Source organism: Alcanivorax sp. P2S70, assembly GCF_000475295.1.
Taxonomy (GTDB): domain Bacteria; phylum Pseudomonadota; class Gammaproteobacteria; order Pseudomonadales; family Alcanivoracaceae; genus Alcanivorax; species Alcanivorax profundi.
On record NZ_AXBZ01000025.1, the window covers coordinates 78159 to 93049 of the forward strand.

General features: G+C 59.3%; 15 protein-coding genes and 1 other RNA gene. 5 read left to right on the forward strand and 11 right to left on the reverse strand.

Annotation, left to right across the window (positions count from 1 at the left end):
- Positions 1–3 precede the first annotated feature (3 nt).
- From Q672_RS26235 to Q672_RS26265, 7 genes are all read right to left on the reverse strand, one after another.
- Positions 4–1332 carry an outer membrane protein transport protein gene (locus tag Q672_RS26235; protein WP_031226484.1) on the reverse strand — a complete coding sequence of 443 codons (1329 nt, stop codon included), beginning with the start codon at positions 1330–1332 and terminating at the stop codon, positions 4–6.
- Positions 1333–1826: 494 nt separating this feature from the next.
- The gene (locus tag Q672_RS26240; RefSeq protein WP_022985454.1) at positions 1827–3401 is read right to left on the reverse strand and encodes an ABC transporter permease; all 1575 of its coding nucleotides are present in this window, start codon (positions 3399–3401) and stop codon (positions 1827–1829) included.
- A gap of 25 nt (positions 3402–3426) precedes the next feature.
- Positions 3427–4437, reverse strand: a complete 1011-nt coding sequence (locus Q672_RS26245; protein WP_022985455.1) for a Fe(3+) ABC transporter substrate-binding protein — start codon at positions 4435–4437, stop codon at positions 3427–3429.
- A gap of 87 nt (positions 4438–4524) precedes the next feature.
- The gene (locus Q672_RS26250) at positions 4525–5769 is read right to left on the reverse strand and encodes a UbiH/UbiF/VisC/COQ6 family ubiquinone biosynthesis hydroxylase (protein ID WP_022985456.1); all 1245 of its coding nucleotides are present in this window, start codon (positions 5767–5769) and stop codon (positions 4525–4527) included.
- 223 nt (positions 5770–5992) lie between these two features.
- Positions 5993–7165: an FAD-dependent monooxygenase gene (locus tag Q672_RS26255; protein ID WP_022985457.1), complete on the reverse strand. Its 1173-nt coding sequence runs from the start codon at positions 7163–7165 to the stop codon at positions 5993–5995.
- Between the two features lie 274 nt (positions 7166–7439).
- Complete coding sequence (gene pepP, locus Q672_RS26260) at positions 7440–8756, reverse strand: Xaa-Pro aminopeptidase (RefSeq protein ID WP_022985458.1); 1317 nt, start codon at positions 8754–8756, stop codon at positions 7440–7442.
- Positions 8757–8789: 33 nt separating this feature from the next.
- Entirely contained in the window at positions 8790–9380 is a 591-nt protein-coding gene (locus tag Q672_RS26265) for a UPF0149 family protein (RefSeq protein ID WP_022985459.1), read from the reverse strand.
- Positions 9381–9616: 236 nt separating this feature from the next.
- On the opposite strand from Q672_RS26265, the gene Q672_RS26270 reads away from it, so the two are divergent.
- From Q672_RS26270 to Q672_RS26280, 4 genes are all read left to right on the forward strand, one after another.
- Entirely contained in the window at positions 9617–9829 is a 213-nt protein-coding gene (locus Q672_RS26270) for a TIGR02449 family protein (protein WP_031226486.1), read from the forward strand.
- 51 nt (positions 9830–9880) lie between these two features.
- Entirely contained in the window at positions 9881–10192 is a 312-nt protein-coding gene (locus tag Q672_RS26275) for a cell division protein ZapA (protein WP_022985461.1), read from the forward strand.
- Positions 10193–10429: 237 nt separating this feature from the next.
- Positions 10430–10614: non-coding RNA, 6S RNA (gene ssrS / locus Q672_RS33965), on the forward strand.
- Between the two features lie 25 nt (positions 10615–10639).
- Positions 10640–11221 carry a 5-formyltetrahydrofolate cyclo-ligase gene (locus tag Q672_RS26280; protein ID WP_022985462.1) on the forward strand — a complete coding sequence of 194 codons (582 nt, stop codon included), beginning with the start codon at positions 10640–10642 and terminating at the stop codon, positions 11219–11221.
- Here the strand turns inward: Q672_RS26280 and Q672_RS34225 are convergent.
- Together Q672_RS34225 and ilvA are read right to left on the reverse strand one after the other, a co-directional pair.
- Positions 11202–11351: a hypothetical protein gene (locus Q672_RS34225; protein WP_022985463.1), complete on the reverse strand. Its 150-nt coding sequence runs from the start codon at positions 11349–11351 to the stop codon at positions 11202–11204. The genes Q672_RS26280 and Q672_RS34225 overlap by 20 nt on opposite strands.
- Positions 11352–11660: 309 nt before the next feature.
- On the reverse strand, positions 11661–13178 hold the full coding sequence (gene ilvA, locus Q672_RS26285) for a threonine ammonia-lyase, biosynthetic (RefSeq protein WP_022985464.1): 1518 nt from the start codon (positions 13176–13178) through the stop codon (positions 11661–11663).
- 165 nt (positions 13179–13343) lie between these two features.
- On the opposite strand from ilvA, the gene rpiA reads away from it, so the two are divergent.
- Positions 13344–13997: a ribose-5-phosphate isomerase RpiA gene (gene rpiA / locus Q672_RS26290; protein WP_022985465.1), complete on the forward strand. Its 654-nt coding sequence runs from the start codon at positions 13344–13346 to the stop codon at positions 13995–13997.
- 28 nt (positions 13998–14025) lie between these two features.
- Here rpiA and Q672_RS26295 read toward each other — a convergent pair whose 3' ends face one another.
- Both Q672_RS26295 and Q672_RS26300 read right to left on the reverse strand, forming a co-directional pair.
- A complete protein-coding gene (locus Q672_RS26295) occupies positions 14026–14313 on the reverse strand; it encodes a hypothetical protein (protein WP_022985466.1) in 288 nt (95 codons plus the stop codon).
- 73 nt (positions 14314–14386) lie between these two features.
- Complete coding sequence (locus tag Q672_RS26300) at positions 14387–14872, reverse strand: hypothetical protein (protein WP_022985467.1); 486 nt, start codon at positions 14870–14872, stop codon at positions 14387–14389.
- Positions 14873–14891 lie beyond the last annotated feature (19 nt).

Genomic DNA, 14891 nt, shown 5'->3' on the forward strand with positions numbered 1-14891 from the left:
CTCCTAGAACTTCAGCGTGATGGAGCCGGTAAAGACACTGACCTCGCCATCAACCTCTCCCGATCCGTACGGTGCCGGATAGCTCGGGGAACGACGGTCGTAGAGATCGAACTCGCGCGATTCCAGTTTTTGATACTGGTAGGCGAGATCCAGTCGTACCGGGTATGCCAGAATCGGTACCGATGTGTACTGGGCGGTCAGACCAACACCCACGATCCACTTGTCGGTATCCAGGTAATTCACTTCCAACGACCCGGTGGAATCCAGCGGTGATTCACTGAATGCGACCCCACCGGTGATCATGTAGGTATCGTCCAGGTGGAACTCACCGCCAATACGCGGCACCACGATATCCTTGAAGGCAAGCCGGGCATCGCCATCGGCTTCCACTGCCTGATCCTTGATGGTGTCGCCTTCCAATTCCTCTTCCAGGCTCGACCATTCCTGCATTTCCAACGTTACCCCTACCCGCCAGCGGTCCCTGCCATAGGCCAGACCGGCGGCATAGATATTCGGCTGGTAGGAATCGATAGTCGTGATTGCCAGATTGATGCCCGGGTCTACCACCGTGCCAGGAATGGTGATGGTGGAATCTACTGTGGTGTTGGTATTGGAGTAGCCGCGGTAACTGAATGCCGCCTCCAAACCGTTCATCCAGCAAGAGCGGTCATCACCACAGAAACTCTCACCGAAATCCATGTTCAAACCGAAAATCGGGCGAATGGAAGGTTTGGCGGAAACGTTGAGGGTTTCATAGCTGGTCTCGCCTGCCAGGGTCGAACTGGCCACCAGCTCGGCTTCGGAATGCAGGGTGATACGCGCGGAAAAGCCCGCATCCAGCCCACGCCACAATTGGGTGCCACCCCCCAGATTCAGGAACAAGGGCTGCCGGCCGTATTCAAAGAACTGCCCCTCAGTGGACGTCTGCGAATTGAACGACAACATTTCATCGCCGTACTTCTCCACTCCCAGCATGAAGCCAAGGTAGAGAGGATGTTCATATTGAGTCAGGCTGGTCAGATCGGTTTTCATGCCCAGCAAAACCTGCTGGGAAGGAGAGTCCTGCAGCACCTGACCGTCACCCCGGAGCTCGTGCTCCGCATGCATCAGGCCTGTGGTGAGCTCGCCCCGGCTGTCCTTGGTCAGGTACGCCGGGTTGTAGTAAGTCGCGGACACCTGACTGTTAAACAGGGACAGGGCCTGGGCGGAAGCAATATCCGAGGGCAGTACCCCATAGGTCGTGCCGATATTACCCATGCTGGCCATTACTGGTGTCACAGACACAACACCAGCTCCCAGCAAGATAGCGGGAAGCAGTTTCCTTGTTGTCATTTGGCTCTCCACAAAAGACGTGCCCGAACGGGCCATTTATTATTCAAAGGGCTACCCACCTACACCTAGCGGCTAGGCAGAAATTTGCCCAAATAAAGGTGGCATAACCGTACCAACATTTTGAAACATAACCGAGATACAAGTTCTCAAAACGGCCGATAATTTACATATATACACATAAACAAACGATTGGGTTGCACTACAGCTAACCCCTTTGCATTAGCTGTATACTTAGCGCTAAGAAGAAATCCAAGAAAGGAAACAATGCTGGCAAATATGTCTCCCATGCACACCTGTGCGCACCATCGGAGCTCCCCGGGAAAAGGACACCCGCGACACTCACCAGCAAGGAAAGACAGAAGAAGGCGGCCCGGAAAGGCCACCAAAGAAACACATCAACAGCACATGAATCGCAAGCCATTGCGGGTGACTTGTATTAAGCACCTGTGCGCCGCCAGTGTTCCTGTTACACGAACTACCAGTTGTCCACGCCGCTAGCGCCGGCGTGTGAGCAACACCACTGGCAGCAACCCCAGCAGCACCAGCGTCAGGGAAGGCGCTGCCGCTCTCTCCCACTCCCCTTCCGCAGTGAGCTCATAGATCCGAACGGCCAGGGTATCCCAGCCAAAGGGTCGCAACAGCAGGGTGGCAGGCATTTCTTTCATGACATCAATGCCTACCAACAACAAGGCGGTCAGCAGACCAGGCAGCATCATAGGCAAATAGACCCGCCGCCCAACATCCGATGACGATGCCCCCAGAGTCCGGGCCGCATCGACCAAACCAGGACGCACTTGCTGCAAGGCATTTTCCACCGGGCCAAAGGCCACCGCCATGAAGCGCACCACGTAGGCCAGCACCAACGCCGCCAGGCCTCCGACCAGGGCCACCGGCAGTCCCCAGGCATTGAGGCGCGACTCCACCGCACTGAAACTCACCATGATACCCACCGCCAACACCGAGCCCGGCAGCGCGTAGCCCAAGGTGGCCAGCTGAGCCGCCACCGAGACCCCCGCTGACGACTGATGCCGCTTCACCCACGCCAGCCAGCTGGCCAGCACAAGCACCAACCCGGCGGACATGGCTCCCAACAGGAAGGTACGCCAGACCAGATTCAGGAAGCGCGCATCCACCCCGTCCAGGCGGGTCTCCACCACCCAATACAGTAATCGGGAGACCGGCAACACAAACGCCATGAACAGGACTGCAAAGGCCAGCAACGTAATCAGCCAGGCCCCCCGGGGACGCACCCGCATCACCTTGCGTCCCCCCAGCTCACTGAAGCGCGCACGGCGGCGGCCGCGCCGTTCCAGCCACAGCGCCATCAATACAAACAGCAACAACAGCGAAGCCAGCTGTGCTGCCGCCTGCAGGTTGAACAGGCCGTACCAGCTTTTGTAGATCGCGGTGGTAAAGGTGTCGAAATTGAATACGGACACCGCCCCAAAGTCCGCCAGGGTTTCCATCAAGGCCAGCGCCAGGCCGGCCGCGATGCCGGGGCGCGCCATGGGCAGCGCCACCTTGAAGAATGCCCGCACCGGGCCATCACCCAGAATACGCGCCTGCTCCAGCACCGCCCGCCCCTGGGCCTGAAAGGCCAGCCGCGCCAACATGTACACATAGGGATAGAGCACCAGCGACAAGGTGACGACCACCCATAGCGGGTGGCGGGCGCTAAAACCGGGGAAATCGCTCCACCAGTGGCGGAGCTGGGTCTGGATCGGTCCGGCATAGTCGAGCAGATCGACCATCACAAACGCCAGCACATAGGCCGGCATGGCCATGGGCAAAAACAGGGCCCACTCCAGCCAGCGACGCCCGGGGAAATCCAGGGTGGCCACACACCAGGCCAGCGACACACCCAGCAGCAAGACCCCGACGGTGACTCCCACCATCAGAAACAGGGTGTTCCCCACCAGCCGCCACAGCACGGTATCCAGCAAATGCTGCCAGGTTTCCCATTGCTGTTGGTGCCAGGCACTCAGCAGTACCAGTATCGGCACCAGTACCAGCAGGGCCAGCGCTGCTGCGCTGGCCCCACTGGCACTGCGTAATCCCCGGCGGGGCATATCAGGCGTTTCTCAACAGCATGAATCAGCGATACCCGGCCCGGTCCATCAACTTGACGGCATCAACCTGCAGTTCACCGGCCACGCTCACGTTCAGGTCATCACTCTTGAAATCACCCCAGGAGGCCACTTCGTCGGCAGGCTTCACGGCCGAGTTCACCGGGTATTCCAGGTTGCGGTCCGCCAGCAGGCTCTGGGCGGCAGGCTGAGTCATCCACTCCAGCAAGGCCTTGGCCTGTTCCGGATGCGGTGCGTGTTGGGTGATCGCCGCCCCGGAAATATTGATGTGCACACCACTGCTGTCCTGGTTGGCCCAGAACAGGGCCAGCGGCAGCTGCGGGTTATCCCGTTTCATGCGGCCATAATAGTAGGTGTTCACGATCCCCACATCACACTGACCGGCGACAATGGCTTCCATCAGCGCGGTATCGTTGGAGAACACATCCGTGGCCAGATTGCCCACCCAACCGCGCACGATTTCCTCGGTCTTTTCTTCACCAAGACGCTTGATCATGGTGGCGACCAGAGACTGGTTGTAGACCTTCTTGGAGGTGCGCAGACACAGACGACCCTTCCACTTCGGATCAGCCAGATCTTCATAGGATGACAGTGTGGCCGGATCAACCCGGTCGCGAGAATAGACGATGGTGCGGGCACGCACGGTCAGACCGAACCAGCGCTTGTCCGGGTCGGTGAGTGCAGTGGGCACATTGGCATTAAGTACCACCGACTCTACCGGCTGAAGCAAATCCTTGTTGGCCGCATTCCAGAGATTGCCTGCGTCCACCGTAATGAACAGGTCAGCAGGGGTGCGCTCACCTTCCGCCTGCAACCGGGCGGTCAAGGCAGCAGCGTTATCCGTAATATACCGGATCTGCACACCGGTGGATTCGGTATAGGCATCAAACACCGGCTTGATCAGATGATCATTTCGGGAGGTATACACCACCAGCTCGTTTTGCTCGGCCGGTTCCGAGCAGCCCCACAGGCCGCCCGCCATGACCAGAGCTCCGGCCAGTAAACCCAGGATACGCATATCCAAAACTCCATCGCTTAAACAGGAATGATTCTTAATTGGGCGCCAGTATGGCAGGTCTGCCCCGCGACCTCTAGTCACACTGCGTTAACGCATACGCTGACGGGGTGGTTGCGCCTGCCGCGGCAAATCCGCACCGCGCCCCAATGCCTGGCCAATAAAGAAACGTTTCACCGGACCCGCCTGATTCACCCAACGCATGCCCGTGTTGCGCAGCCAGCGCAGCGGCATTGCCCGCTGCTCGAATAGCTGCTGAAACCCGCGCATGGCATTTTGCATGACCAGGTTTTCACCACGGCGACGGCGCTGGTAACGGGACAGGGCATGCGGGTCCGCACACGGGCGTCCGGCCTTCATCGCTGCCACTACTTCCTCAGCCAGCACTGCGGCGTCAAGCAAGCCCAGATTAACGCCTTGCCCGGCGAGCGGATGAATCACATGAGCCGCATCGCCCACCAACGCCAACCCCGCGGCCACATAACTGCTGGCATGGCGCTCCTGGACAGGAAACACCGCACGCTCCCCCAGCAAGCTCACCTCACCCAACGCATCACCGGCTGCCGCCTGCAGATGGGCAGCAAACAGACCCGGTTCCGCAGCATTCAGTTCCGCAATTCTCTGCGGCCAACCCGACCAGACAATGGAGCACTGCCGCTGATCGCCCGGCGAAGCCAACGAGAACAACGGCAACAGGGCCAATGGGCCTGACTCCATGAAAACCTGCCGCGCACACCCGCCATGGGGTTGTGCCGTGGTAATCGTGGCCACCAGGGCATGGTGTCCGGTGTCACGAGGCCCACCACTGATTCCTGCCCACTCACGGACCCGCGAACGGGCGCCATCGGCCCCCACCAGCAAATCAGCCTCGAGCACATCACCACCACACTGAACCCGCCACCGCTGCCCCTCGCGACGCGCCCCTTCCACCGACACGCCACAGCGCCACTCCAGCGAAGGCAACGACGCCGCCCGGTCATACAGGGCCGCCGTCAGGTGGCCGTTTTCCAGCAGCCACCCCAGGCTATCGACCCCGGCATCCACGGCGTTGAAACTGACCTCACCGGTGCCATCCTGATCCCAGACCTGCATGGCATCATAGGGCTGTACCCGCGACAGATTCAGGCAATCCCAGACCCCACTGTTGCGCAGCAGCCAGTAGCTGGCTTCGGTCAAGGTAGAGACCCGCAATTGCGCCGCCCCTTCCGGCATGACCGGCGCTGGCGCACCATCCAGCACCGTCACCCGCAGCCCCTCAGCCGCCAGCAGCACCGCCAGCAACCCCCCGGTCATACCACCACCGACGATAATGATGTGTTGTTCGCTAACGCCCATCACAGGTCCTTTCCGGAGGGCGAAAATGAGCGCAAGCCCATCTCCACCATTCAATGCCATGAGTTGAACTTTAAACTTTCAACTGATTTTGTCCTGCCCTGCACCGCCATGTCGGAGATTGCCTGGCGGCAATTCCCGAACTACGCTTCTTCAGTAGCCCGGTTTTGGCTTTTGACCTTAGCTATTCACTATTCACTATTCACTGTTAACGATTAACTGCTCTTCACAGCCCCATCGCCCGTTTCGCAAACCCGCTACGCAACCCGGGCAGGATATCCAGCGCAACCAGGCCCAGCTGGCGGCTGTGAGCAAACAGCGGGTGCTGGACGCGAAACAGTTCTGGCACCCAGCGAGAGGCCTGACCGATCAAGGCCTGATCCTTTTCGCGCCGGGAAGCGAAAGCCTGCAGGGTTCGCAGACTGCCAGGATGATCACTGCCACCCACCGTGCTGGCCAACGCCTGCAGGTCCCGCACCGTCAGATTAAAGCCCTGCCCGGCCACGGGGTGCAGGGTGTGCGCGGCATTACCCACCACAACCCCGTGGGGCACGACCTGTGCGCAAGATTCCGTCAGCACCAGCGGGTAACGCTGACGCTCACCCAACCCGGTGAGGCGCGGCGCCCCGGCCGGGCTGCGTGCCTGCAATTGTGCCAAGGCGTCCTGCTCACTCATGGCCATCCACTGTGCTACCTGCTCACGGGGCCCGGTCCAGACGAGGGCAAAACGCTGGTCTGGCAGGGGCAAGAATGCCAGCGGCCCTTCATTGAGAAAGCGCTCATAGGCAATGCCCTCATGGGAGCTCGCCAGTGACAGGTTGGCGATCAGTGCATCGTGCCCGGTGTCATGATCCCGGGCACTGATGCCCAACCACTCGCGGGTTTTGGAGCGGGCGCCATCCGCCGCGATCAGCAAGGGCGTGTGCAGGGTATCACCACTGGAGAGGGAAACCTGATAGCCATGTTCCAGGCGACGAATGCCGGACAACGCATCCGGTGCACGCACGGTAATGGCGTCATCACTGAACAGCGCCCCCAGCAACACAAAACCCAGCCAGCGGTTTTCTACCACCACCCCAAGCTGGTCGACGCCTTCTTCCTGTGCGGACAGACGGGTCAGCCCGAGCCGGGATTGCCGGGACACATGCACCGTGCCAATTGCAGCGGCGTGTTCACGAATAGCCAGGCCCAGACCAAGCTCATCCAATACCGCCAACGTGCCCGCCGACAGCGCAGTACTGCGCGCATCAAAACTCGGGGTCAACGGCGGCGTTTCAGGCAACGTCAGCGGATGACTTTCCACCAGCACCACACTGCCTGCGCCATGGCGACGCAACAACAACGCCAGCATGGCACCCGCCATCCCGCCGCCAACGATCACCAGAGGTTGTTGCGTCATTTCAATGTCCACTTTTACTGTAGGAGCGCCGCTTGAGGCGCGAACCCAAGGGCCGAGTTGAAAGTTCAAAGTTTAAACACGAGGCAAGGCTCGCGCGATTCAGATGTTCGGTTTCCCGCGCGGTTACGCGGGCACGAACGACAACGAAGAAACAACCCCATGCCCGCACGTTTGAACTTTCAACTGTTACCGTGCCACGCCGGCGCGACGATGTAGCAGGGTTCTCACTTTTGACGTTAGCTGTTAACTGTTCACTATTAACTGTTAACTGCCCTCAGCCGCCTTTCATCAAGCGCTCAATCTCCGCCACATCCTTCGGCACCTCGTGGGTCATCACTTCACACCCTTCTTTGGTCACCACCACATCGTCCTCGATGCGAATACCGATGCCACGCCACTGCTCATCGACACTGTCATCATCCGGTGCGATATACAGCCCTGGCTCCACCGTCAGGGCCATGCCCGGCTCCAGCTGACGCCACTGATCCTGAACCCGGTAATCACCCACATCGTGAACGTCCAGGCCCAACCAGTGGCCCGTGCGGTGCATGAAGAAACGGCGGTAGCCCTCGGTTTCCACCAGCTCGTTGAACTCACCATCAAGCAGCCCCAGATCCAGCAAACCCTGGGTAAGAATCTCCACCACTTTTTCGTGGGGTACATTCCAGTGATTGTCCGGATGGGTGGCCTTGATGGCGGCGTACTGACTGGCCAGCACCAACTCGTAGAGCGCCTGCTGGGGCTTGCTGAAGGTACCGTTCACCGGGAAGGTACGAGTGATATCCGAGGCGTAGTTTTCCAGCTCGCAACCGGCATCCACCAACACCAGATCCCCGTCTTTGAGCTTCTGGCTGTTCTCGATGTAATGCAGGATGCAACCGTTGGCGCCACCACCGACAATACTCGGGTACGCGGGGCTGCGCGCACCATGACGCATAAACTCGTGGATATATTCCGCCTCGAGCTGATATTCCATCATCCCCGGGCGGACTTTTTCCATGGCACGGATATGGGCATGGGCAGAGATGCTTGCCGCCTTGCGCATCAACTTCACTTCCGCTGCTGACTTGAACAGACGCATGTCGTGCAGATGGTGCGCCAGGGCGACGAACTCGCCCGGCGGCTGGGCCCCGGAGCGAACCCGCTCGCGAATACTGTTGACCCAACCCATCAGACGGCGGTCAAACTCCGCATCGTGGCCCAGGTCATAAAAAACCCGCTCCCGGCCCTCAATCAGGCCCGGCAGAATTTCATCGATATCGCCAACCGGAAAGGCATCGTCGGCATCATGATCCTTAACGGCCCCATCGGGGCCTGCCCGGTAACCGTTCCAGATCTCCATGGTGCGGTCGCGTTCACGACAGAACAGCACGTACTCGCCATGCTCACGGCCGGGCAACAGGACCAGCACCGCCTCGGGCTCCGCAAAGCCGGTGAGATACCAGAAATCACTGTTCTGTCGGTAGGGATATTCCACATCCCGGTTACGGGTGCGCTCCGGGGCGGCAGGTAAAATGGCGATGCTGTTGGGCCCCATGACGCCCATCAGCTCCTGACGGCGGCGGGCGTATTCCTGACGGTTGATGCTCAAGACCACTCCTTGCTGTATCGGCTGGGCGTTAGGTCAGTGACGAGTCGGCGGCTTGCTGGCCGGCGCCTCCGGCTTACCTTCCCGGCGCATGACCAGATCAGTGTAAATCATCAGGGCGGACATGCGGCAGTGTTCCGCCACTTGCTCGAACATATCTTCCTCTTCATCGCCATCGGCATCCGGCGTTTCCACCTGGCTGATGGCCGCCAGGTCAGACAGCGCTTCCTGGACACCCGGTGAGAGATCCTTGTCATGGGTATTGGCCGAGCCGGTGCCAAAGCCCACCAGAAAACCCTCGCACCACTGGGCGATCGCCGCCACCCGCAAGCCCAGATCATCCTCATCGGCAGGCAACAACAGGTGAAGTGCCAAACCGGTGTCGGCAAAACCGTCAGCAAGACCATCGCGCATGGCCACGAGCATACCGGCAAGAGATGCCTCGAACTGCTGCCCCGGCTCGAAGTCAACGTGGGACGCCAGCACCCCAAGCAGCTCCTCATCGCGGCCGCCATGGCCGGTAGCCAGCAGCCCTGCCGCCAGCCCCTGAAGTTCGCTGGGAGAATGGGCAATACCTGCCGCGGCCAGGGCCTGGGCCAGCACTTCAAAATCGATCTGGTTGGACATGAAACACCCCGTCTTGGATTCCTGCGGCGAAAGCACCTTCCTGAGGAAGGCTGTGAGAAGTGTGCGCTAAGTGGCTACCACCATTCAATTTCATTGACCCCTGCCAACCTCACACCTATAGTTGAAACAGCCTGTCAACCGGGAGGGGGACGCCATTGCTGGCAAATCCCGGTAAGGTGCAGGGGACGCGGGGCCGAAACCGGCCCACACCTTAGGCGAACAGCGACCATTTTGCCATGACGACGGAACAACAACTAAGGCAACTGGAAACCCGCGTGGACGAGCTGCTGCGTATCAGCTCCCGATTGCGTCAGGAAAATCTGGCCCTGCATGAACGTGAGGCCAAACTGGTGGAAGAACGCGCCCAGTTGCTGAAAAAAAATGACGTGGCCCGCAACAAGGTCGAGGCCATCATCACGCGTCTGAAATCTCTGGAGCAGGATTCCTGAGCGTGGCATCCTGCCTGACACTGATCCACAGCCAATGCGGTGCTACCGGCCATGTCTAACGAAAACTCCCTGGTGATTCACTTGCTCGACAAGGAGTACCGTGTCGCCTGCCCGGCTGGTGAACAGGACAATCTGCTGTCCGCGGCCCGCTATCTGGATGAACAACTCCGTGAAGTGCGCGACGCCAACGTGATTGGCCTGGAACGCATTGCCATCATGACCGCCCTGAACATGAGCCACGAACTGCTCAAGGCGCGTCAGGCCGCCTCCCAGGACTCCGAGAGCGAAGCCCGGGTGCAAGCCCTGCTCAGCCGCCTGGAAGACGAAATCCAGGCCTTCGAAGACGCCCGCCGCAAGCTGTAAGAGACGCTTCAGGCATCACGCTGCACGCCAACAAAGAACGAGAGTTGAACGTTCAAAGTTAAAAAGCCCGGGACGGGGCTGCTGTGCTCCGAACGCTCATCACCGCGCGCTCCTGCCACTCAGTGTGGCACCGGGCCTGCTTCGCTTTTGCACTTAACTGTTAACTATTCACTATTAACTGTTAACTGCCCTGTCAAGACTGTCACCGCCGCGCACCACTGTTATAATGACCCCGAGTGTTTCCTGGCTCGTACGCCAGAGGGCCATGTCCCTGAGCCGATAACGTAATACCCGGGGGCATATATTGCCTTGTCCGTGTGCATGTCCGCCCAATGAGCGGAAAGCCTGAGGGCAATGCTGCTGCCTCCACCTTGAACCATACGGTTCAAGGGTCAAGCCCGCAGCGGCGGACCGGGAAGCACCCTTTCTTTCTGTTCGGTTGAGACCATGACCGCAACGCAACGACGCCAGCTTCGGCGCCAGTTCCGACAGCAACGCCGAACCCTGACACCGGGCCAACGCCGCCGGGCCAGCCAACGCATCGCCCCCGCCCTGGACGCCGCCTTGGGCTATCGTCGCTGCCAGCATTTGGCACTCTACCTGCCCAATGATGGCGAACTGGACCTGCAACCCGCCCTGCGCCACCGACGCTTTCAGCATTGCAGCACCTACCTGCCTTTCGTGGACCCCCTTCGTCGTGGCCACCTGCGCTTCCGGCTCTGGCAACCTCACCACCCCATGCGCCCCAACCTGTACGGCATCAACGAACCCGCCCTGCTGCTGCGCGGACGCGCCTTGTGGGCACTGGACGTGATCCTGCTACCGGCGGTGGCGTTTGATCAGGAGGGCTTTCGGCTGGGCATGGGAGGGGGCTACTACGACCGCACGCTGGCAGACATGGCAAGGCGACCGCGACGACCGAGGCTGGTGGCGGTGGGGTACGATTTTCAGCGAGTGGAAAAAGGTGTGATACCGCTGGCCCCGTGGGACCAGCCGGTGGATCTGACCGTTACTGCTGGCTGTGGCTGACGACGATGCCCGCACTGTCAGCGTAGTGCTGATAGTCCGGCTCATTGCCACCGTGGGTGAGACTACTCACCAACACGCCAAGCCCAAACACGATTGCCAGTAGCACCAAGGCATCCGGCTTCTTCTTCATTGTTTTTCCCCAAAGTGGTACAGCAATATGAAAAAAGTGACCCAAAAGTATTAACAGGATTGTCACTTTAGTCTGATCGGCGTGCAGAAAATGCCAACCGGGTCAAAATTTGACCATTGCGAAATGTAAAGTCAAGCAGTTATGGCGCTCTGTTGACGCTTCTTAACAGAACTTACTCATAACTGATGCCAACCGTCCTCATCAATATGCATTCATGCGCACATTGATGCCGGCCTAAAACGCCAGACGCCCCGCTTTTGCGGGGCGTCCGGGAGTGTGTGACCACCGACTTGCGGTCAAGTTCATCGTTCAATTCAAAAACAACCGGTACGCCGGGTTATCGCTTTCTTCCACCATGGGATAGGGCACTTTTTTTACATCTGCCAGAAAGTGCGCCTGTTGCGCCTCGGCCACCTGAAAGCCCACCAACACCCGCCCATAGGCCGCACCGTGGTTGCGGTAATGGAACAGACTGATATTCCACTTGCCACCCAGTGACTGCAAAAACGCCATCAAGGCGCCTGGCCGTTCGGGGAATTCGACCCGGAAAAGTCGCTCCTGCAGGTCTTGCCGCGGGGTATGACCACCCACCAGATGGCGGATATGCAGCTTGGCCATTTCGTTGCCACTCAGATCCACCACCGGATAGCCCTTTTCGGTGAGTTCCTGCATCAGGGCCTGCAGCGCCTTGCCCCCGGGCTTGAGCTGGATGCCAACGAAGATATTGGCATCGCGGTCATCGCTGTAACGATAGTTGAATTCGGTAATACCCCGACGCCCCAGCGCCTGACAGAACGCCTTGAACGCACCGGGTTTCTCCGGGATCGTCACCGCCAGAATGGCTTCCCGCTGCTCACCCAGCTCGGCCCGCTCGGAGACATGGCGCAAGCGGTCAAAGTTCACGTTGGCGCCACTTTGGATCGCCACCAAGGTCTGGTTCTCGACGCCGTGTTTCGCTACCCAGTTTTTCAGACCGGCCAGCGCCAATGCGCCAGCAGGTTCACAGATCGCCCGCGTATCTTCAAAGGCATCCTTGATGGCCGCACAGATCTCATCGGTGGTGGCGGTAATCACTTCATCCACCGTGTCCTTGAGCACCCGGTAGGTTTCCTTGCCGATCTGCCGCACTGCCACCCCATCGGCAAACAAGCCGACCTCCTTGAGCGTGACCCGGCGTTTCTTGTCCATGGCGGCTTTCAGGCAGGCCGCATCTTCAGGCTCCACCGCGATGATCTTGACGTCCGGGCGTACGTATTTCACATAGGCGGCCACGCCTGCCGCCAGACCACCCCCACCCACCGGGATAAAGATGGCGTCCAGCTCACGACTTTGCTGACGGAGAATTTCCATGGCCACCGTGCCCTGCCCGGCGATCACATCCGGATCATCGTAAGGGTGCACAAAGGTCAGACCATCGCGCGCCTCCAGCTTGCGGGCATGCGCCAGTGCTTCGTCAAAGCTGTCTCCGTGCAGCACCGCCTTGCCACCATGATTACGCACGGAATTAACCTTGATGTCCGGGGTGGTACGCGGCATCACGATGGTCGCCTTGACCCCCATGGACGTTGCCGCCAGCGCCATGCCCTGAGCGTGGTTACCCGCCGAGGCACAGATGACCCCACGGTCAAGCTGCTCCTGGTTCAACTGGCACAATTTGTTGTAGGCGCCTCGAAGCTTGAAAGAAAACACCGGTTGCAGATCTTCACGCTTGAGCAGTACACGATTGCCGATACGTTTGGAAATCAACGGTGCTGCATGAATGGGTGTCTCCACTGCCACGTCATAGACGCGGGACTGCAGTATCCGTTTAACGTATTTGTCGAGCATCGAAGGGTCCGGGTTGGTGTGACAATTTTAAGCCCATGGGCAAAGACACTAGTCTAGGGGGTGGCTGGAACAAATGCGATAGCCTGGGGTCGAGTCCCTGCAATGGCTGGCTTATAATCGCTGCACATCCCCCGATAATTCACACCGATCTCAAAGGATCAGTTCATGGATCAGGATACGCTGAAAAAACAGGTGGCCGAAGCCGCGTTGCGCTTTGTGCCGGAAGGCGAATTCATCGGCGTCGGCACCGGCTCCACTGCCAACTTCTTCATTGATGGCCTGGCCACCATGAAAGATCGCATCAAAGGAGCGGTTGCCAGCTCTGATGCCACCGCCGCGCGACTGCAGGCCCACGGCATTGATGTGGTCTCCCTGAATGACGTCGACCGCCTGCCGGTGTATGTGGATGGTGCCGACGAAGTGAACCGCCATCGGGAAATGATCAAGGGGGGCGGTGGCGCACTGACACGAGAAAAGATCGTCGCGGCTGTAGCAGACCAGTTTATCTGCATTGTCGATGGCAGCAAGCAGGTCAAACGATTGGGCAAGTTTCCACTACCGGTAGAAGTGATTCCCATGGCCCGCTCTCATGTCGCCCGCAAGCTGGTCGCGCTGGGCGGTCAACCCCAATACCGGGAAGGCTTTGTCACCGATAATGGAAACCTCATTCTGGACGTACATAATCTGGACATTCTCAACCCCATCGAGCTGGAAGAGGTCCTCAACAACATCGTTGGCGTAGTCACCAACGGCCTGTTCGCCAAACGCCCCGCCAATGTGGTTCTGGTAGGCGACAAGGGCGGCGTCAGCGAATATTGAGCTCATTGCCCGGCAACCAGGACAACCGCTATGAGTCAGGCTGGCGGCCAGGGTTGAGATTTTTCATCATCTCATCACGGCGCTGCTGAATGTTGTCCTGGAGCGCCTTCTCCCGGGATTCAGCACGCTCACGATGGGCATCACGCTGATCCTGCATTTGCCGTTGCTCTCTTTGCCGTTGTGCTTCGGCTGCGTACACGGCAGTCCCACCCTGTGCAGCCGGTCGCCCACTCTGCGCTTCCAGGCCTGCTGCGCAGACCATGGGCGCAAGCACTATTGCAACGAACAGCACCACCGCTTTTCGATACCCTGTCATGTGAATACTCCTGCCTGAAACAACAAAGGCCGCAACGGGTGCGGCCTGGGTTAACGTAGCTAGCGAGGGACAGTTAATCCCAGAAGTTGTACCATGGTTTCGCCTTGCCTTTGGCGCTGGCATTTGCCTCGCCAGCGTCACCTGCCTCGACACTGGCACTGACTTCAGCGCCGGCACCCGCATCCAGCGCTTCTTTTGCAGCATCGCGTTGCGCTTTGGCATTGTCTTTTGCCGCTTCAGCGCGGGCCTGGCCGTCATCACGGTGTGCCTCGCCCTTCGCTTTCATTTCATCACGCTTGGTTTTCATCTCCGCTTGCTTGGCATCACGACGCGCTTCCATCTCTGCCTTGGTAGCATCGTGCTTGTCTTCCATGGCCTGCTTGTGCGCCTTGGCGTCCGCTTTGGCCTGATCGCGCTGATCACGCACTTGCTGCTCTACAGCCTTGGCATCCGCTTCTGCATTCATCGCCGCGTTCACTCCGGCATTGATATCAGCAATCGCCACCTGGCTCATCATTGCCGCACCGGCCGTCAGGGCCAACATCACTTTCTTGTCCATTACTCTCTCCTTGGGCCGT